The sequence below is a fragment of the Boudabousia marimammalium genome, assembly GCF_001936115.1.
Taxonomy (GTDB): domain Bacteria; phylum Actinomycetota; class Actinomycetes; order Actinomycetales; family Actinomycetaceae; genus Boudabousia; species Boudabousia marimammalium.
In genome coordinates this window covers 63,720-82,412 of record NZ_MPDM01000004.1, presented here as the reverse complement: position 1 = coordinate 82,412, position 18,693 = coordinate 63,720, and the positions used below count along the sequence as shown (strand labels likewise).

16 protein-coding genes are annotated in these 18,693 nt (G+C 52.8%); 12 read left to right on the top strand and 4 right to left on the bottom strand.

What is annotated here, in order from left to right; translation table 11 throughout:
* Positions 1-58: 58 nt before the first annotated feature.
* Genes hflX through BM477_RS04565 form a run of 3 tightly spaced genes read left to right on the top strand, consistent with a single transcriptional unit; the run spans position 59 to position 4,515 of the window.
* Positions 59-1,543 (top strand): GTPase HflX, encoded by a 1,485-nt coding sequence (hflX, locus tag BM477_RS04575; RefSeq protein WP_075361499.1) that lies wholly within the window; start codon positions 59-61, stop codon positions 1,541-1,543.
* Complete coding sequence (locus BM477_RS04570) at positions 1,536-3,476, top strand: ATP-dependent DNA helicase (protein ID WP_075361498.1); 1,941 nt, start codon at positions 1,536-1,538, stop codon at positions 3,474-3,476. Before hflX ends, BM477_RS04570 begins: the two co-directional genes overlap by 8 nt.
* 52 nt (positions 3,477-3,528) lie before the next feature.
* Positions 3,529-4,515, top strand: a complete 987-nt coding sequence (locus tag BM477_RS04565) for an L-lactate dehydrogenase (protein ID WP_075361497.1) — start codon at positions 3,529-3,531, stop codon at positions 4,513-4,515.
* A 64-nt stretch (positions 4,516-4,579) separates the two neighbouring features.
* Here the strand turns inward: BM477_RS04565 and lexA are convergent, their stop codons facing one another.
* A complete protein-coding gene (lexA, locus tag BM477_RS04560; RefSeq protein WP_075361496.1) occupies positions 4,580-5,317 on the bottom strand; it encodes a transcriptional repressor LexA in 738 nt (245 codons plus the stop codon).
* A gap of 189 nt (positions 5,318-5,506) precedes the next feature.
* Here lexA and BM477_RS04555 point away from each other — a divergent pair, with 189 nt between their 5' ends.
* Both BM477_RS04555 and nrdR read left to right on the top strand, forming a co-directional pair.
* A complete protein-coding gene (locus BM477_RS04555) occupies positions 5,507-5,956 on the top strand; it encodes a LysM peptidoglycan-binding domain-containing protein (protein WP_075361495.1) in 450 nt (149 codons plus the stop codon).
* Positions 5,957-6,032: 76 nt separating this feature from the next.
* The gene (nrdR, locus tag BM477_RS04550; protein ID WP_075361494.1) at positions 6,033-6,542 is read left to right on the top strand and encodes a transcriptional regulator NrdR; all 510 of its coding nucleotides are present in this window, start codon (positions 6,033-6,035) and stop codon (positions 6,540-6,542) included.
* Here nrdR and BM477_RS04545 read toward each other — a convergent pair.
* Both BM477_RS04545 and BM477_RS04540 read right to left on the bottom strand, forming a co-directional pair.
* Positions 6,479-8,311 (bottom strand): AMP-binding protein, encoded by a 1,833-nt coding sequence (locus tag BM477_RS04545; RefSeq protein ID WP_075361493.1) that lies wholly within the window; start codon positions 8,309-8,311, stop codon positions 6,479-6,481. The two genes, nrdR and BM477_RS04545, sit on opposite strands and share 64 nt — an antisense overlap.
* 77 nt (positions 8,312-8,388) lie before the next feature.
* A complete protein-coding gene (locus tag BM477_RS04540; protein WP_075361492.1) occupies positions 8,389-10,593 on the bottom strand; it encodes a HelD family protein in 2,205 nt (734 codons plus the stop codon).
* Positions 10,594-10,808: 215 nt separating this feature from the next.
* Here BM477_RS04540 and BM477_RS04535 point away from each other — a divergent pair, with 215 nt between their 5' ends.
* On the top strand, positions 10,809-11,819 hold the full coding sequence (locus tag BM477_RS04535) for a PAC2 family protein (protein ID WP_075361491.1): 1,011 nt from the start codon (positions 10,809-10,811) through the stop codon (positions 11,817-11,819).
* Here the strand turns inward: BM477_RS04535 and BM477_RS04530 are convergent.
* Positions 11,816-12,652, bottom strand: a complete 837-nt coding sequence (locus BM477_RS04530) for a spermidine synthase (RefSeq protein ID WP_075361490.1) — start codon at positions 12,650-12,652, stop codon at positions 11,816-11,818. The genes BM477_RS04535 and BM477_RS04530 overlap by 4 nt on opposite strands.
* 70 nt (positions 12,653-12,722) lie before the next feature.
* On the opposite strand from BM477_RS04530, the gene dinB reads away from it, so the two are divergent.
* From dinB to BM477_RS04500, 6 genes are all read left to right on the top strand, one after another.
* On the top strand, positions 12,723-13,988 hold the full coding sequence (gene dinB / locus BM477_RS04525) for a DNA polymerase IV (RefSeq protein ID WP_075361489.1): 1,266 nt from the start codon (positions 12,723-12,725) through the stop codon (positions 13,986-13,988).
* A 62-nt stretch (positions 13,989-14,050) separates the two neighbouring features.
* Positions 14,051-14,485: a DUF3040 domain-containing protein gene (locus BM477_RS04520; RefSeq protein WP_075361488.1), complete on the top strand. Its 435-nt coding sequence runs from the start codon at positions 14,051-14,053 to the stop codon at positions 14,483-14,485.
* A 284-nt stretch (positions 14,486-14,769) separates the two neighbouring features.
* Positions 14,770-15,210 (top strand): division/cell wall cluster transcriptional repressor MraZ, encoded by a 441-nt coding sequence (gene mraZ / locus BM477_RS04515; RefSeq protein WP_075361487.1) that lies wholly within the window; start codon positions 14,770-14,772, stop codon positions 15,208-15,210.
* A 130-nt stretch (positions 15,211-15,340) separates the two neighbouring features.
* Positions 15,341-16,333 (top strand): 16S rRNA (cytosine(1402)-N(4))-methyltransferase RsmH, encoded by a 993-nt coding sequence (gene rsmH, locus BM477_RS04510; RefSeq protein WP_245792869.1) that lies wholly within the window; start codon positions 15,341-15,343, stop codon positions 16,331-16,333.
* Complete coding sequence (gene ftsL / locus BM477_RS04505; protein WP_075361486.1) at positions 16,330-16,734, top strand: cell division protein FtsL; 405 nt, start codon at positions 16,330-16,332, stop codon at positions 16,732-16,734. Before rsmH ends, ftsL begins: the two co-directional genes overlap by 4 nt.
* On the top strand, positions 16,731-18,677 hold the full coding sequence (locus tag BM477_RS04500) for a peptidoglycan D,D-transpeptidase FtsI family protein (RefSeq protein WP_084543713.1): 1,947 nt from the start codon (positions 16,731-16,733) through the stop codon (positions 18,675-18,677). The genes ftsL and BM477_RS04500 overlap by 4 nt, the downstream gene beginning before the upstream one ends.
* Positions 18,678-18,693 lie beyond the last annotated feature (16 nt).

The window sequence follows — 18,693 nt, the reverse complement described above, 5'->3', positions numbered from 1 at the left end:
TGAGGTGAAAGCGGAGAAAACGTGACAAACTGGAAGATAAACAATGAGAGGATAATTAGTGACGGTCACACCTGAAACAGCCAATGAAAAACAAAGAGGCGAAGACGTTGCTGCGCGCGTACTAGCTCGTCTCGGAACGGCCTTGCAGTCAACTGGCGGGCATTCTGATTGGCATGAGGCTGGCGAAATTGAGCGTGAAGCTCGTGCCCGCATGAAAAGGGTGGGCAACCTCGGTACCGAACTAGAAGACGTCTCTGAGGTGGAATACCGAAAAATTCGGTTGGAGAAAGTTGTTCTGGTTGGAGTTTGGTCTGAGGGCAGCGCCGAGGATGCGGAGAACTCTCTACGGGAACTAGCGGCACTGGCTGAAACAGCCGGATCAGAAGTTTTAGACGGGGTGCTGCAAAGACGGCAGACTCCTGATCCTGCCACCTATCTGGGCAAAGGTAAAGCCCGTGAACTAGCGGAAATCGTAAAAAGCACAGGCGCTGACACGGTAATTGTTGACACTGATTTGGCTCCCTCACAACGCCGCGGCTTAGAAGACGTAGTGAAAGTCAAGGTGGTGGATCGGACCGCTTTGATTTTGGACATTTTTGCGCAGCACGCGAAGTCTCGTGAAGGTAAAGCTCAGGTGGAATTAGCGCAGCTTGAGTACCTGTTGCCTCGTTTGCGTGGCTGGGGTGAATCGATGTCCCGTCAGGCCGGTGGCCGGGTAGCTGGCGGTGCGGGGATTGGCTCCCGTGGCCCTGGTGAAACCAAGATTGAGCTCGATCGCAGGCGGATCCATCAGCGCATGGCGAAGCTCCGCAAGGAAATCGCGGCAATGGCTCCTTCTCGCTCCACTATGCGGGCAACCCGGCGCCGCGGCGGGGTGCCCTCTGTTGCCATTGCCGGCTACACGAACGCGGGTAAATCCTCCTTGATTAACCGTCTTACGGATGCGCAAGTGATGGTTCAAGATGCGCTTTTCGCAACCTTAGACCCGACTGTGCGTAAGGCGCGCACCCCGGATGGGCGGGACTATACACTTACCGATACCGTCGGCTTTGTGCGTAACCTGCCGCACGAGCTAGTTGAAGCTTTCCGCTCATCTTTGGAAGAGGTAGGTGAAGCCGACCTGATTTTACATGTGGTTGATGCCGCCCACCCTGACCCGGAAGGGCAGGTGCAGGCGGTCCGTCAAGTCTTGGCAGATATCGAGGGCGCTTCAGATTTGCCACAGATTATTGTGTTGAATAAAGCCGACCTGGCCTCGGCTGAACAGATTGCACGACTTCGCAGTGAATACGCCAATAGTGTGGTCGTTTCGGCGCATACTGGTCAGGGGCTGGAGCAGCTGAAAGATATGATTGCTCGCCAGCTGCCCGTTCCTGAGGTAGAACTTGATCTCTTGGTGCCATACTCTCGCGGCGATTTGGTTTCGCGCGCCCATGAAGAGGGAGAGGTAATCTCTTTGGATCATACCGATCAGGGATACCAGCTGCATGCTTTTGTTGATTCCTATTTGGCGTCTCAACTGACTGAGGCGGCCGATGGCTAGTGCCGCTTTAGACTTACTTGATCAAGTTGTCGCCGAGATGGGCGGCGTGGTCAGGGAAGGTCAACGTCAGATGGTTGCAGAGGTGGAAGAAGCCCTGCATAAGGGAAGCCACCTGCTGGTCCAGGCGGGCACGGGTACTGGTAAATCCTTGGGCTACCTGACTCCTTTGATGACGCATTGCCTAGCTACCGGTGAGCGCGCTATCGTGTCGACCGCGACCTTGGGTCTGCAACGGCAGATACTCACGCAGGATGTCCCCCAGGTGTTACAGGTATTGGCCGAGGAAGCGCCGACTATTCCCCGGGTTGCCCTGCTGAAAGGTTGGAACAACTATGTTTGCCAGTTCAAACTAGGCGGCGGCTATCCACAAGATACTCTATTTGCTGATCCCAGCGATTTTTCTGATTCGGATTCCAGCGATTCTCTCACTGCCCTTGGAGCTGAAGTGCAGCGGGTGCGGGCCTGGGCGGAAGAGACGGAAACCGGTGACAGGGATGATCTGGTTCCTGGTGTTTCTGAACGAGCTTGGCGTGCCGTTTCCGTTAGCAAACGTGACTGTTTAGGGCGGAACTGCCCCATGGTGGAAGACTGTTTCGCAATGCAGGCGAGGGAGAACTGCCAGAAAGCTCAAATAGTGGTTACTAACCATGCCCTCTTAGGCATACACGCGGTTGGGAAGTCAACGGTGCTACCTGAGTTTGACTGCATTGTTGTGGATGAAGCCCATGAGCTGGAAAGTATTGCGCGTTCCCAGGCCACGGTTTCCACTTCAGGTAATAGTTTGAAGAGTGTCGCTGAAAGTATTCGCCGTAATGGTAAGACCGGCACTGATGATTTAGTGGCAGCCGGACGTGCCCTCGACCAAGAAATGCGGAAAATGCCTGAGGGGCTGATTCGAGGGAGCGGTCCGGAAGCTTTCGAGGAAGCGCTACGGATTGCAATGGCTGCAACCCTAGATGTAATGAAGCACCTTGAAAGATTATCTTCAGACTCTGCCGGTCATGGGCTGACCCTAGCGAAAAATATGGCCGGACAATTAGCGGAGGAACTTAGTGTCCTGTTAGCGCATGATGAGAGCGTGGCTCGCTGGGTTTCTCGTGATCGCGACAGCAACCCGCATCTATCTGCCGCGCCTTTGCAGGTTTCAAGAATGTTGGCTTCGTCGCTGTGGGCTGAGCATACCACTATTTTGACGTCAGCCACCTTGGATATAGGTGGTGATTTTTTGGTGATGGCACGGCAAACCGGTATTGAATGGTCAGATAAGCTCTGGCGTGGCGTAGATGTGGGCTCACCTTTCGACTATCCTAAGCAAGGCATCATCTACGTGGCTGAGCATCTCCCACCACCGGGTCGCGAGGGTCCGACTGAGCAAGCTTTACAGGAGCTAGTGGACTTGGCTGAGGCTGCACGAGGGGGAGTGCTAGCCCTCTATTCGTCTCGGAAAGGTGCAGAGCTGGCAGCAGAACGGCTCCGCTCTGACACGGATTTGACCGTGTACTGTCAAGGTGATGACGTGCTACCCACTCTAATCAATCAGTTTAAAGAAGATGAAGACTCCTGCCTGGTGGGCACCTTATCGCTTTGGCAGGGGGTGGATGTGCCCGGTGATTCTTGTCGCCTAGTGGTGATTGATCGGATTCCTTTCCCCCGCCCGGACGATCCTTTGGTTAAAGCCCGCTCGGAGGCCGTGAGCCGTAATGGCGGAAACGCGTTTATGCAGATTTCTTTGTCTCAGGCTGCCTTGTTGATGGCTCAGGGGGCTGGACGGTTGCTCCGTCGCGCTACGGATCGCGGCGTGGTGGCTATTCTCGACCCGCGGGTACGCACCAAGCAATACGGGTCTTTCATCATGAGTTCTCTTCCTAAGATGTGGAGGACTGTCGATCCGGTCGTGGTAAGGGCCGCATTGGAGAGACTAAACCAGCAGTGACCGTTTAAGATATTCATAAGATGTGACAGCATCAAAATTACTTGGAGGAAGAATGTCTGAGAAAGCAAAGACCCTTTACCCGACAAAGCGTGGCGACCGTTCAAAGATTGCGATTATTGGCGCAGGTGCAGTAGGCGCCACTCTGGCATATGCCTGTGTGATTGCCGGTCATGCGTCCGAAGTGGTTCTATATGACATCAATAAGCAGAAAGTTCAGGCTGAAGCACTAGACATTGCGCACGGCATTCAGTTCACCCCAATGAGTGCTGTCTCTGGTTCAGACGATATAGAAATCTGCCGCGATGCAGACGTCGTGATTGTCACTGCCGGCGCAAAACAGAAGCCAGGACAGAGCCGCCTAGATCTAGCAGATGCAACAGTTGGATTGATGAAGACTATCATCCCGGCAGTACAGGAAGTCGCTCCCGACGCGGTCTATATCCTGGTCACCAACCCGGTGGATGTTGTCACCTATGCTTCCTTGAAGATTTCTGGCCTGTCTCCGGAACAGATGTTCGGTTCTGGTACTGTGCTCGATACCGCGCGTTTGCGCTACCTCGTGTCTCTGGAAACCGGTGTTGCTGTGCAAAATATTCACGCGTATGTTGCCGGTGAGCACGGTGACTCGGAGGTGCCTCTATGGTCCTCAGCTGAGATTGGCAACGTTCCCCTGCGTCACTGGGGTCCAACTCTTTCCGGTCAGCAGTTTGACACGGAGCTGCGCGAACGTATCCGTAAGGATGTCGTAGAGTCCGCCTACCGAATTATTGAAGGTAAGGGTGCAACCAACTATGCGGTTGGCCTAGCTGTAAGCCAGATTGTTGGTGCAGTCATGCGCGATGAACAGCGTGTCCTCACTATTTCCACCCTGTTGAAAGACTGGGAAGGTATCTCGGATGTCTGTATGGCTGCTCCTACTATCGTTGGACGCAATGGTGCTGGCCGAGTCCTTACCCCGCCGCTTACTTTGGCTGAGCGTGATGGACTTACTGAGTCTGCTCAGCGTCTGCGTGAAGCTGCCCGTAAGCTGGGCTTCTAACATTTCAGTAAAGAGATTCCCCAAGCCGGCTGTTCTGGCTTGGGGAATCTTGTATTTGGTAGCTTTATAGAGCCCTGAGAACGGAGACGATTTTTCCTAAAATCGTGCAGTGATCAGCGGGAATCGGCGCATAGTTGGAATTTCGGGGGAGTAGCCAAGCATGTCCGTTCCGCTGAGACCAAACCTTGACGGTTGCTTCACCATCTAACATGGCTGCCACTATCTCACCTTGTTCAGCGACATTTTGGCGTCGCACCACCACCCAGTCACCATCGCAAATCGCTGCGTCGATCATGGAGTCACCGCTAACCGATAGCATGAATAGATCACCTTGACCGGTCAGTTGCTGTGGCAATAGGAAGGTATCTTCCACTGCCTGCTCTGCGGTAATAGGGACGCCAGCTGCAATGCGACCTACCAACGGTACCGTGATCATATCTTCCGGAAGGAAGGCTTCAGAAAGGTCGAGAGCTACGTCTTCAACCTTCTGTTCTGTCGAAAGGTCTGCTATCTCTGCCGGGCTAGGGGAGCTCTCCAAAAGAGGCGCTTCACCGTCTGGGCTAATTAGTATTTCAAGAGCGCGGGGTTGGTTAGGAACGCGCCGGATGTATCCGAGCTTCGTCAGTATGTCCAGCTGATGCTTTACTGAGGATGGACTGGCCAAACCAACTTCCTGGGCTAATTCGCGAATCGAAGGCGGATATCCGGCCTGTTTAATATGCGAATGGAGAACGCGCCAGATAGCTTCTTGTCTAGAGGAGAGGTTGGTGCCATCTACAATTGTATTTTCTGAAGCAGTCATCGGTACTCCTTAAATGTCCCGCCGCCTTGTTCTACTTGTTTAACAGCATAGCCTAACTTGAAGTATAGAACAAGTGTTCGAGCAAATGGGTTTGTGTTGATATATAAGTAAAAATTGCAAGCTTGCAATTGTTTACATCAAGATATATAGTACAAGTGTTCGACGAACAGCTGTTCGAAAGGAAATAAAATGACTGCGTTACGAGTAGCTGAATTAGCGGCTGAGCGTTCGCGGAGCTATGTGGCTACGCGTCCGGCTTTGTATGTGGTGGGATCTGAATCTGACCCACACCGGATCGCTCGTGAGCGTGCAGAGCAACGTCGGCAAGACCTAGCTCTAGCGCAGGCTAGGGAAGAGCGTCTAATTATGGTGAAATCCTGGTCGGTCAAAGCAGTTTTCGTTCTCGCAGCAATTAGCTTATCGATCTTTGCCGGACTATTGGTCGGTTCCCTATTTACTCCTTCCGCGGTAGCATCTGATGTGTATCAGGTAGTTCAAGGTGACACTTTGTGGGACATCGCCTCAAGGGTGCGGGGGTCTTATAGCGTCACTGACATGATGGCTCTGATTCAAGAACTCAATCAACTTCCTAACTCTGGCGTGGTGGCAGGTCAAGTATTGTTGATTCCTGCTGGCTAAAACTAGATTTCAAAAGGCAATGGGGGAGGGTAAAACGGTATAATGCTCGCACTACTTTAATCGAAAGGTTTGTACGATGCATTGTCCGTTCTGTCAGCATCCGGACTCAAAAGTTGTTGATTCACGCACTGCTGATGATGGCACTTTGATTCGCCGTCGTCGGGAATGTCCCTCCTGTAAACGGCGTTTCACAACCTTAGAATCATTCTCCTTCAGCGTGGTAAAACGGTCTGGAGTAATTGAACCGTTCAGCAGAGAGAAAGTCGTATCAGGTGTTCGCAAGGCATGTCAGGGGCGTCCTGTTTCTGACCATGACCTAGATATCTTGGCTGCCCAAGTTGAAGAGTCCCTGCGGGCCTCCGGTCTCGCAATTATCCCCACCGACGAGGTAGGCAAAGCGGTCTTGCCTTTCCTGCGGAAGCTTGATGTGATTGCTTATCTGAGATTTGCTTCAGTCTACTCATCTTTCGATAACTTGGATGATTTCGAAGCAGCTATTCGTGAACTGAGGAAAGACTCAGACTATTCACCATCAGAAGATGATTTGTCGTCAGTTTCCGACTTAGATCCTTCTGTGAATAACTGATCTGCTACAGCTTTGGCCTGGCCGCCCCATTCCTTAAACGTATCGGCCGTCTGCTCGCCGAGTTTGGATACGCCTTCTTGTGCTGCCAGCAGTTGTTCGCGAACTACTCTACGTAATACCTTGCCAACCTGAGAACGGGGAAGCTCTTCGACAATTTCAAGCTGCCGGGGCATGGCATAGTGAGAAAGTTTCTTTTCTGCCCACTTGTAGAGTTCGTCCAGGTCAACTCGGGCGGTACCATCAAGGACAATTGCTGCGACAATCTTCTCACCTGAGGTTGCGTTTGGGACGCCTACTACTGCCACGTCCTCGATTCCTGGCATCATGCGCACAATATTCTCAACCTGTGACGGATAGACATTGAAGCCGCCAGAAATAATCATTTCCTTAGCGCGGTCCGCCATCACAATCGTCTTGCGCTCGGGGTCGAAATAGCCGATATCTCCAGTGCGAAGCCAGTCTTTCCACTTGGTATTGGCTGTCTCTTCAGGATTGTTCAAGTAGCCCTTGAATACCTGGGGGCCGCGACATAGAATCTCGCCACGCTCACCCAAGGGTACATCCTTGGAAAGGTCTTCTGGGTCGGCAATGCGGACCTCGGTAGACGGGAAAGGAAGGCCCAAGGCGCCCGCGTGTCGCTTTTCAGATAGGGGATTCCCCAACAGAATTGGTCCGCCCTCTGTCATGCCATAGCCTTCAATAATTAGGCCACCGGTCAAAGTTTCCCAGTTGCGGGCAATCATGCCATCAAGTGCCATAGCTCCGGAGAGAGTGTAGCGGATGGAGCTCAGGTCTATCTGCTGCTCCTTAGCCTTCGCATGCAGGCGCTTGAACATCGGTGCCACACCCGGAAAGAAAGTAATTGGGCGGCGCTGTTGAGCGCTGAGCACCATGTCCTCATCGAAAGTTGGGAAGATTAGAATCGTTGCGGCCAAACTAACTGCCGAAGTTAGCGATAGTGTCAGGCCGAAAGCGTGGAAGAAAGGAAGCGCGGCCGCGAATACTTCTGCGCCCTCATGTAGATTTGGTACCCAAGCCTGGGCTTGCTCCACATTCGCAACTAAGTTGAAGTGAGTGAGTTCAACTGCTTTCGGCGTGCCCGTGGTGCCGCCCGTATGTAAAAGGATTGCAGTATCCTCTTGTTTTGTAGGAGCCTTTCCTGCACGGGGTTTTGCGAACAACACAAGTTTTTCGAAACTAGGTACGGAGGCGGGGACGGGAATAGCTGGGCGAATCTTAGCCCGAGCAGCCTTGGTTGCCGGCAACGGCGTGCTCAAAAGCAGACGGGGTAGGGTTTTCATGGCCAAGGTCAAGTTAACAGTCATTACCTTGATTTTGTGCTTAGCTGCAGTTTCGACAATCTGGTCAAAGCTCTTTTCCCAGACCACCAAGACCTTAGCGCCGTGGCGAATGATTTGCTCTTCCAACTCTCCAGCTGGAGCCAGCGGATTATGCTCCGCAACTACCGCTCCAGCGAGCGCGGCGCCGTAGAAGGCGACAATGTGCTGGGTGCAGTTAGGCATGATGAAGCCGATTCGGTCACCAGGCTTAACGCCGGCATTAACAAACACCTGTGCTGCGCGGCGAGCCTGATCTTCAAGCTGGTGATAGGTCAAAGTCGCGCCAAGAAAATCGCAGGCCACCCGATCCGGATAGTAGTGTGCGGTGGTCTCCAGTAAATCCCACAGGGTATTATCGGAAACAACGATTTCTGAGCGGACGTTAGCAGCGTATTCTTTTCGCAGATTCTTAGTCAGAGCATTTACCATTTGGGCCTCCTTGGGTCACTGCGTACAGAATATCAGTTTGTTATCTACTGATAGTGCGAGCCTGTATATCTACAAAACTAAAGTGCTCGTAATCCCTTGAGTTCTCTATCAATTTCGATGATAAATAGCTCTCTAGTTGGGCGTGTCATAGAAACATATAAGTCCCCTGTGCTGGCGGTAGCTATGCTGGTTGGGTCAACTAAAACTACCGAGTCAAACTCTAACCCTTTAGTTTCTTTAGCGGTTGTGATAATCACCCTACTGTCTGTTTTGCCCCAGCTTTCGATAACCATTTTGATGTCTTCTGGGCGGGGAACAATTACCGCAATGCGGCCCGCGTCGCTACCGACTTCAGCGTTAAGCCTCTCTCTGCACTCATCAAGTACTTGAGCAGTTTTCTTCGCAAGTTCAGAGCGGGGAGTGACCTCGTAGAAATGGAGGCAATCAGGGACGTCTCGAACCGCCGAAACTGGATACAATACGCTTCTCCCGTACTCTGTCATGACTCGCTCTGCGGCCTCAGTAATAGTGGCGGGAGTCCGGTATGAGGTAGTCAAAACCACCTCAGAGCTCAAGAACTGTGCTGCTGGACCCAAAACCTCTGCCCAGGTCCTTTGCTGATGGTCCACTCTTTGCTGATCCAAATCTCCAACAACTGTGAATGAGCGGGCTGGGCAGCGTCGGAGCAGAGCGCGCCACATCATTGGAGAAAGCTCCTGCGCCTCGTCCACCACTACGTGCCCGTATGTCCAAGTCCGATCCGCTACCGCCAGAGAGTTCAAACTGGCGCGTTCCTCATGGTCATAGTGCTGTGCTAGTACTTCTGCTGTCACAATGCCGGATTGATCAATTCCGCTTTGGATTACTGCTTCAGCTTGCTCTAATGTCTGCTCACGGCCCGCCTTCCGGCGTTCATTCTGCCGCGTCACCATCGGGTGCTCCCCCAAAAGTTCTGCGGCCTCATCCAAGAGCGCCACGTCAGCTTCAGTCCACGCGCTCCCCAGTGGCCTGGTCAGCTGTTCTACCTCACTGCTAGTCAACCAACTTGCGGCTTTCGCGAGGCGCTGGGAATCAGCAAAAAGTCGAGAGAGTAACTGTTGTTCAGTAGCAGGTAGCCACAATAGATTAATCGCCTTCCTAGCCTCATCGCTGGAACGAATATCCGCCAACGCCCACGACTTTTGCTCAGGCGTGTATTCCTCCTGGTCACTCAAGAGCTGATCGGCTAAAGCTGACATTATCTCACTTGCGAAGGTAGACCAACCTTCATTGTGGTGACGGGAAGTCCGGCGCGCCTTCGTTTGAGCTTCCCGAACCATCTCTGGGGTAATCGTGAGTCGCCTATGGGTCACTGTAAGTTCAACAGGTTGCTTCGGGATTCGTTGTAGCTGCTTGACGGCTTTCAGCAGTGAGGCGGCCCAACGCGGGTCACCCTTCAGGCGGGCGAGGGGGATTTCTTCCTCGGCCCCCACAATGACCCCGGGAACCAGCTGTCCCGGAGTCAAAGAAACCACGCCGGTCTCACCTAAAGAGGGGAGAACCTTTTCAATATAGCGCAGAAAAACTGGGCTGGGTCCGACAATCAAAACCCCGGAACGGGCTAAACGCTTATGCTGTGAGTAGAGCAGATAGGCGGCGCGGTGCAGCGCCACCGCGGTCTTGCCGGTGCCAGGGCCTCCCTGGACCACCACAATCCCGGAATCGTCAGAGCGAATGACGCGGTCTTGTTCGGCCTGGATGGTTGCAACGATATCGCTCATATAGCTGTCACGCGCATCTGACAGGGCGGCCAGCAGTGCCCCCTCACCTTGCAGGTTATTAATCTCGCCCACAGCTGAGGCATCCAGTAGCTCATCCTCTAAACCCACCACGGTGCGCTGCTTCGTGGAAATATGCCGACGCATGGAGACACCCAAAGGCTCTACCGCGGTCGCCTGATAGAAGGGGAGTGCCGCTGGTGCACGCCAGTCAAGCAGAACACGATTATCATGTTCATCAACCAAACCGACCCGACCAATATAGTGAGTATCGTGATTTGTTTTGGTGATTCGTCCGAAGACCAAGCGGTCATCGACTTGCTCTAGTCGCGCCGCTTCATCCCCATAGTGGGAACTGATTGCGTCGCGTTCGGTGCGGGCTTGATGCGAGCCCCAAGCTCCAGTGGAGGCTACTTGGCGTTGCCTTTCTCGATAGAGGGCTTTAGTGCTGTCCAGAACCTGATAGGCTCGGTCAACGGCAGCTTGTTCATGCGAGATCTCCCGCTGCAACTTGTCTGCGGACATTACCCACCTCCTTCCAGCGAGCTTACGCACTAAAATCTAAGCCATAATACTATCCTGTCCAGAACAGAGCGAGGGACGATAATCAGCTAGCTTGACGCTGAAGGCGAATATTGGTTGTTTTTAGGATGTTCCACTGGCGTTTGAGTACAGTAGAAGAGGATAATAATAGGCTCATCAGATTGAGTACGAACGGTTTTCGTACAGGAGGTGCCTTCATGAACGAGTCGCTATTTTCAGCGGGCCCGCACTCTGACGCTCAGGCTCCGGTTCTCATCCACTACCTGCATGGAGCAATTGATGCAGGGGCTGCCTGCCGCTTGGCAATGCTGCAAATGTTTGACGCTACAGTCGTGGGCAGAGTCGCTACTTTTAACTCTGATGAACTGGTCGATTATCGTTCCTCACGGCCGGTGGCCACGGTTCGGGACTGGACTTTGACCAAGGTGGATACCGCGGAGATTGCCTTGGAGCTAGCGTCTGATTTGGAGGGGAATCCCTTCTTGATTCTGCACGGCCCGGAGCCTGATTTCAGGTGGGAGGCTTTTGCGGAGCAGGTTCGTGTTTTCGCTCAGCAAGCGGGTGTAAAGAAGGCGATTTCCTTGATGTCGGTTCCGGCTGCGGTCCCGCATACGAGGCCGACGCGGGTGCATCTGACTTCCACTGACTTGAGGGACGAGGATGATACGCTTCCAGAAATCTCCTTGATGAGTGTAGCCACCTCAACCTCTATGTTCTTGCAGGAGCGTCTGGCGCACTGTAGTGAAATAGAGTCCGTTGGTTTGGTCACTTCGGTACCATACTACCTGCACGAGACAGAGTACTTCCCGGCCGCTTCTGAGCTAATTCAGGCGATCGGGCAAATGGGTGGACTTTCCTTGCCGGTAGGTGATTTACAGGCGGCGGCACATCAGGCGCGCACTGAAATTGAGACCGGACTGCAGGAGAATGAAGAACTTTCTGGGCTAGTCAAGATGCTGGAGGAAAGGTTCGACAGTATCGTTGCGGCTCATGACGAGTCGATCGAGACACCTTCTACCAGTTTTGAAGACACCGCGATTCCTTCCGCCGATGAGATTGGTCATTCCTTGGAGTCTTTCCTACGTTTCGAACAAGATCGCAAGGAGAAGACGCAAAAGCCCGCTGAAAAGTCTCGGTTCCCGCGGCGTCCTCGGCGCGATCCGCGCCTTAGCGGAGAAGGCGACGAAACCCCCTCGGAAAGCAGTTAGGAGGATTCTTCGCGGGGTGGGTCTAGGAGCAGCTCGGTGCGTAGCCATCTTTTACAGGTCTTGCTATCAACGCGGCTGACAGGCAGGGGACAGCGACGCAGTTCTACATCTACCGCATCTAGATCGAAAGGCACCCGGCTGGCCGCAACCACAATATTGCCTCGGCGTTGCCCGCGCGCCACTTTGGGTGAAGACACCGCCACTAGATAGGGGAAGTGCTCTGCAATCGTGCGGAACTCTCGCGCCGCGGTCTCATCACCGGGGGTAGCCGCAATATTGGCTAGAAAGAGTCCATCATTTTGCAAGACCCGCGCATAGTGCCCGGTTGCCTCCGTAGAACTCACTGTTAGAGGGGTTTTTATGCCGGCGAAAACATCGCGCACAATCACGTCGTAACTACCGTCTCGTAACTGTTCTGCTACGACGCGGGCATCTCCCACCCTGATGCTGACGGCAGGGGCGCTGGGGAGATCAAACCATTCACGTACCAAAGTGGCAAGTTTACCGTCAACCTCTACTACTTTATTCTTGCTTCCCGGACGCAGATGTGCCCAAGCTCTGGCGAGTGAACAGGCTCCGCCTCCGAGGTGTAAAGCTGTAATAGCGGTGGGCTCTGAACGCCACACGTGAGTCAGAATGGTCATATGCTGCATGTATTCAAACTCAAGGTAGGTGGGGTCGGTGAGATCAATCATGGAGGACTCTGCATTGTTAATGACAACCATGATTCCGTTATCAACGCGCCTCAGTTGTACCTTTCCGCTGTCAATCTGCACAGGTTCAACAGGTAGCTGACGGAGATTCGGGGCATTCTTTGAGCGTGATTTAGGCATGGCAAAGAACTTATCCTATTTATATTGTGAAGTCCATGTGCGTAAGCTTAGGGGAGGAAGGAGGAAAATCGTGTCACGTACAGTTCGCGTATCGGCAGCTCGCCGTAATTGGGGCGAGGATGATTCCGGTTGTGATTTCATGCACGTTGATATGGATTCTTTCTTCGCTGCGGTGGAGTTACTTGAACATCCAGAGTTAGTTGGGAAGCCTGTCATCGTCGGGGGTTCTTCAGCTCGTGGGGTGGTCACTACCGCAACCTATGAAGCTCGCGAATATGGCGTGCATGCGGGGATGCCTATGTCTGCCGCCTTACGTCTTTGTCCACACGCCACGGTTTTACCTACTCGTCATTATATATATCGCGCTGCCTCTGCTGCAGTGATGGAAATCTTGCGCGAGATTACGCCAGAAGTAGAGCAAGTCAGTATTGATGAGGCCTTTCTAGGGATAGGTGGCGCACGCCGGCGCTTGGGCTCGGCTGTCGAAATCGGCAACCTGGTGAGAGAACGTGTCAGTAATGAGTTGGGGTTGACCGCCACGGTGGGGATTGCCTCCGTCAAGTTTGTTGCAAAGATTGCCTCCACTCAGGCAAAACCTGATGGCCTGCTGTTGATTCCGCAACCTCAAACTGTGCCTTTTCTGCATGAGCTTCCAGTCGGCGCGCTTTGGGGAGTGGGGTCACGAACTCAAGAGGTTTTGCACCGCATCGGTATCGACTGGGTGAAAGAACTGGCCGAGGCTGATCGGTCTAGGCTGGTGCGCGCCCTCGGCATCGCATCCGCACATAAGTTGCAAGAGCTGGCGCAGGGCATTGACCGGCGTCAGATTGAAACCAAACAGGTTGATAAATCCATTAGTCATGAAGAGACTTTTGAAACTGACTTGCGCTCGGCCGGGCAGATTGAGGCCGTGATGCTACGACAATCTCACCAAGTGGCAGGCAGCTTGAGGCGGAAAGGATTACTCGCGAGGGGCGTTTCAATCAAAGTTCGCTCGGGTAGTTTTAAGACCTTAACGAGGTCTACATCTCTGCCTACAGGCACAGACACAGGGAAAACGATTTACGAAGCGGCTTGCAGGCTATTTCGCCAACTCCCTCTTCCTCCTGATGGCATCCGTCTGGTCGGAGTTAAAGCGGAACGGCTCCTCAGTGCGGCGCTAGGCGTGCAAGCTCTGATTGATGAAGATCCGAAACAACGCAGAGTTGAGACAGCTGCGGATCAGCTCAGAGAGAGGTTTGGGTCTGACGTAGTTTCGGCTGCGACCTTGCTATCAGAGAGAGGCAAACGGGAGGAAAGACACCTACCTAAGGATGATTTATTCCCTCAAGAGTGACAGCTTTGCTGCAGTATGAGAAAATGAAGCATCAATTTCTTTGATTGGAAAGAGGTAAAGCGGTGGCTTTCTCAGATGACGATAACGAGATCTTGAACCGAATGGAGCAAGACTTGTTGAATGATGCTGAGTTCTCGGAACGACTCCGAGAGTTCGGTGATCATGCTGAGCCCGCTAAACCCGCCAGCGAGGCAGCTGCTCGGAATCAGAATAAGATTGAGTTGAGCTGGTCGCCGCGCAAAGCTGCCTTGGGTGGTCTCCTCGTGCTGATAGGTCTGGCTGTGTTACTGACCGGTGTGACCATCGGGTACTCAGTTCTTGGCATTGTTACTGGAGTAGTTGGGGTACTGCTGATGTTCGGTGGAATTTACGTGGTGATAAATTCTGCCATCGGAGGCAAAGAACACGCTGGCAAAAGGGACAAAGGTTCTGAGCCAAGTGGAGGTTCCTTCGGAGAACGGCAACGTAAGGCTTTTGATAAGCGTCGCAGGAACTAGTTTCGCCTGCTGAGCAGAACCTAAAATAACTTTCTACCGCCATTGCGTAAAGCAATGGCGGTTTTTGTATGTCTGGAGTCTGATGACTTGTAGTTTGCTTCTTCTTTGAAAAATCCGAAAAGGTTAAATATTTTCCTCCACCGGTGTTAAGTGCTGAAATTTCACTAAAAAAGTGGAAATATATGTCAAGAAACACCGGCAAAGCTACACATTGTGGGTGAAAGTGGAGTAAAGTGGTGGATTAAGTAACGAATAGCCAAACCTAGCTTCAGAGAGGAGGGGACATGCTAAGCGGATTCGTGGGCACTTATGAACCTAAGCTGGATGACAAAGGACGCTTGATTCTGCCTGCGAAACTGCGTGATCAGTTGGGTGGAGAGCTAATCATCACACGGGGACAAGAGCGGTGCCTGTACGTCTTTCCGGTCGCAGAATTCGAAAAATTCTACGAAACCCTACAGCAGGCCCCTCTAACCTCGAAGCAGGCGCGGGCATTTTCCCGTGTCATGCTGTCAGGTGCTCAGCCTGAGAATCCTGACAAGCAAGGCCGGATTAGTATTTCCGCTAATCTCCGTTCCTACGCCAACCTTGACCGTGACCTGGTCGTGATCGGTGCCGGACACAGAGTGGAAATCTGGAACGCACAGGCTTGGAACGATTACTTGGAGGCTGAGGTAGATGACTTCTCAGATACTGCTGAGGAGATTATTCCCGGCCTCTTCTAAACAAACAGATGCAATGAAATCTCTGGCCGAAGCTCTGGGGTCACTTCCCCGATTCCAGATCAGGTCGGGCAGGGATTTGGTTGCATCACCCGAAAGATATGCATTGGTGGACAAATCGAAAGGAGACTCCGTGGCAACACTAGACGCAGCCGCTGCGCACACGCCGGTATTGCTGGAACGGTGTCTTGAACTATTAGCCCCCGTGGCTCAAAACGATGGTTCTGTAATCATTGATGCCACCCTAGGTATGGGTGGACACACTGAAGGAATCCTAGAGAGGTTTCCCAAAGTCACTGTGCTAGGGATTGATCGCGATCCTCAAGCCATAGAGATGGCTTCGCGACGCTTGATGCGTTTCGGAGATAGGTTTCAGCCTTATCACACTACTTATGATCAGATTCCTGCGGTAGCCGCAACTCATGGGACCGCCATTCATGGCATCTTACTTGACGCAGGGGTTTCCTCTCTCCAGCTGGATGAGGTAGAGCGAGGTTTCTCTTACGCGCGTGACGCACACTTGGACATGCGGATGAATCCGACCGAAGGAATCTCCGCTGCAGAACTCATAGCTGAAGCCACCCCCGCTGAACTCACACGGATTCTTCGCACCTATGGCGAAGAACCAAATGCCGGCAGAATCGTCAAAGCAATCCTTAACAGTCGCGAGCACACTCCGATTGAGTCTACCCAGCAGCTGGTTGACTTGATTCGTGAGGCTCTCCCCGCAGCCGCTATGAGAACTGGCGGGAATCCAGCTAAGCGTACGTTCCAAGCCCTGCGGATTGCTGTCAACTCAGAACTAGATATTTTAGCAAGCACAGTTCCTGCCGCCTTAGAGACATTGAGTTTGGGTGGACGAATGGTCGTGGAGTCTTATCACTCCCTCGAAGACAGAATCGTCAAACGCGCCTTCAGTGCAGGGCTAAACAATAGTGCCCCACCAGATCTGCCAATCATCCCTGAAGAGTACCAACCCTATTTGAAAGCACTTACCAAGGGAGCCGAAAAAGCTGATCAACAGGAACGGGAACACAATCCCAGATCTGCTTCTGTAAGGCTAAGAGCCGTAGAAAAAATTCGAAATCATAACCCAATCAGCCAAGTGTCAAGGAGTAACAAATGAGCGCAGTAGCGACAGCTCGTAATACCAATCTTCGCGCTCAGCCGAGCCCTCGGTCACAGCGGGAGCAGGCCCCGCAGCTAGCGGTTATTCCGACAGTGCGGCCTCGCACATCAGGAGCTATTACCGTCGCTGTGATGTTGATTGGGGCAATCGCCATGGTAGCAATTTCCCTGTTCATTTCCACGCTATTAGCTCATAACGCTCTCGGAATGGGAGAGTTGCAGAGTGAGCTAAAGGTACTCCAGGAACAGAATCAAGCCTACACCGAACAGCTCAATGAGTTGTCTTCCTCGGTCTCACTTTCCCAGCGCGCACAGGAGCTCGGTATGGTCGCAAACACCAATTTTGGTTATGTGAACCTTGAAACTGGTGAAATCGGAAACGGGAGTCCAGCTCGGTGACTGAGAGCAAAGATGCGAAAGTGAAAGAATCCAAACCGTCTGCGACTAAACCACGCAAACGGCTTGGATTTTTCGCAAAACGCTTCTCCCAATATAAGACGCACTTTCAAAAGCGTGTCCATGGCCTACGAATCCTCCTCGCTGCCCTAGTTATCTTCCTTGTCGTAGTCTTGTTCCGTGTGCAGGTGGTGCTCGGACCAGAATATGCTGCACAGGGTGTGAAGGGAAGATCAGTTAGCTACACCTTGGATGCCCCGCGGGGCACCATATACGATGCGGCCGGCAACGTATTGGCTTCATCTTCTACCAGATACGACATTATTGCTGACCCCACGAATATCGCCCAATATGTGCACTACGAAAAAGGGCAAGATAACAAGTACCACATTGTTGGGGTCGGTCCAGTTGAAGCCGCTCGTCAACTCGCCCCCATCCTCGACATGGACGAAGCCATCCTCGGCGGAATGCTCTCACAACCCCCACACAGTGAAGTAGAAGGTAAAGCCGCACAGGCGCAAGTTCTGAATAAAACTGCAGAACGCAACCCTTACAAGTCGCAATACAAGGTGATTGCTACTAAGGTCACGCCTGAGGTACGCCGAGAAATCATTGACTTGAATATTACGGGTATCAGCACGCATGTCCGCTCAGAACGCCTTTACCCGAAGGGCGCGACAGCAGCAAATATCCTCGGTTTCATGGCGGCTGACCCAAAGGATAACTCCAATACCGTTGGGATTGCGGGTATTGAGCTAATCATGGAAGACACTCTAAAGTCCACGCCTGGTCGGGGCTCTGTGGAGGTTGCAGGTCGCACCGGTGCGGTTATTCCCGGCGGTGTTCGTGAGGAGACTCCCGCCCAGGCCGGAACCAGTATTCACCTTTCCCTCAATTCAGATTTGACCGCGTTTAGCCAAGAGGTTGCGGACCAGACGCAGGCAAAGCACGGGGCCGAATGGGTCGTGGTCGTGGTCGAGGAAGTAAAAACCGGCCGTATCCTAGCCATCGGTGATTCTGGAGTGAAAGCCTTTAAAGACGTTAAAGATTTCACCAATGTTCAGTTCGGTTCCCACGCGGTAAAAGATACCTATGAGCCTGGCTCTACCGGCAAACTCATTACGATGGCAGCTGCATTGGAAAAAGGTGTCGTGCAGCCTTTAACACCTTTCTCTTGCCCGGGAAAAATCACCATGCCAAATGGCCAAGAATTTAGGGACTCCCATGAGCATCCCACAGAGAGGCTGAGCGCCGCAGGCATTATTGCGCAATCGTCTAATACCTGCATCGTGCAGGTAGGTGACAAAGTGAAAGATCAGGAGCGCTACGATTTAATGCGCGCTTTTGGATGGGGCGAGAAGTCTGGCATTCAGCTGCCTTCGGAGAGTGGCGGAATCCTAGAAAGCCCAGAAAAATGGGATGGACGCCAACGCTACACCACCATGTTTGGACAGGGCGTAGCGACTACCCCTCTGCAGGTGACGAATATGCTGGCGACCATCGGTAACGGGGGAGTGCGCAACCAATCCCGGATCCTCGACGGTTATACGAAACCAGACGGGCAGTATGAAAAAGTTCCGTTGAGTAGTCCGCAACGCGTTATCAGCTCTGACTCGGCCCAGATTCTACTCAACATGATGCAGGGTGTAGTCTCCGAGGACGGTACTGCGAAGCGAGTGGATGTCCCCGGCTACAATGTCGCAGGTAAGACTGGTACTACCCAGATTTTCGGTCGTAAAGGTTATGTTGGCTCCTTCGCTGGGCTGATTCCGGCTGAAGACCCGGTTGCTGCGATTCTAGTGGTCACATACCGACCAAAAACAACCGCCTACGGCTCAGTAGTTGCTGTCCCTGCTTTCAACCAGGTGGCACAGCGCACCATGCAGGTGTTGGGCGTGCCCCCGAGCACCGCGAAACCAGAACTCTATCCGGTTCGGGTCAAGTAGTAAAAGAGTGTGGCAA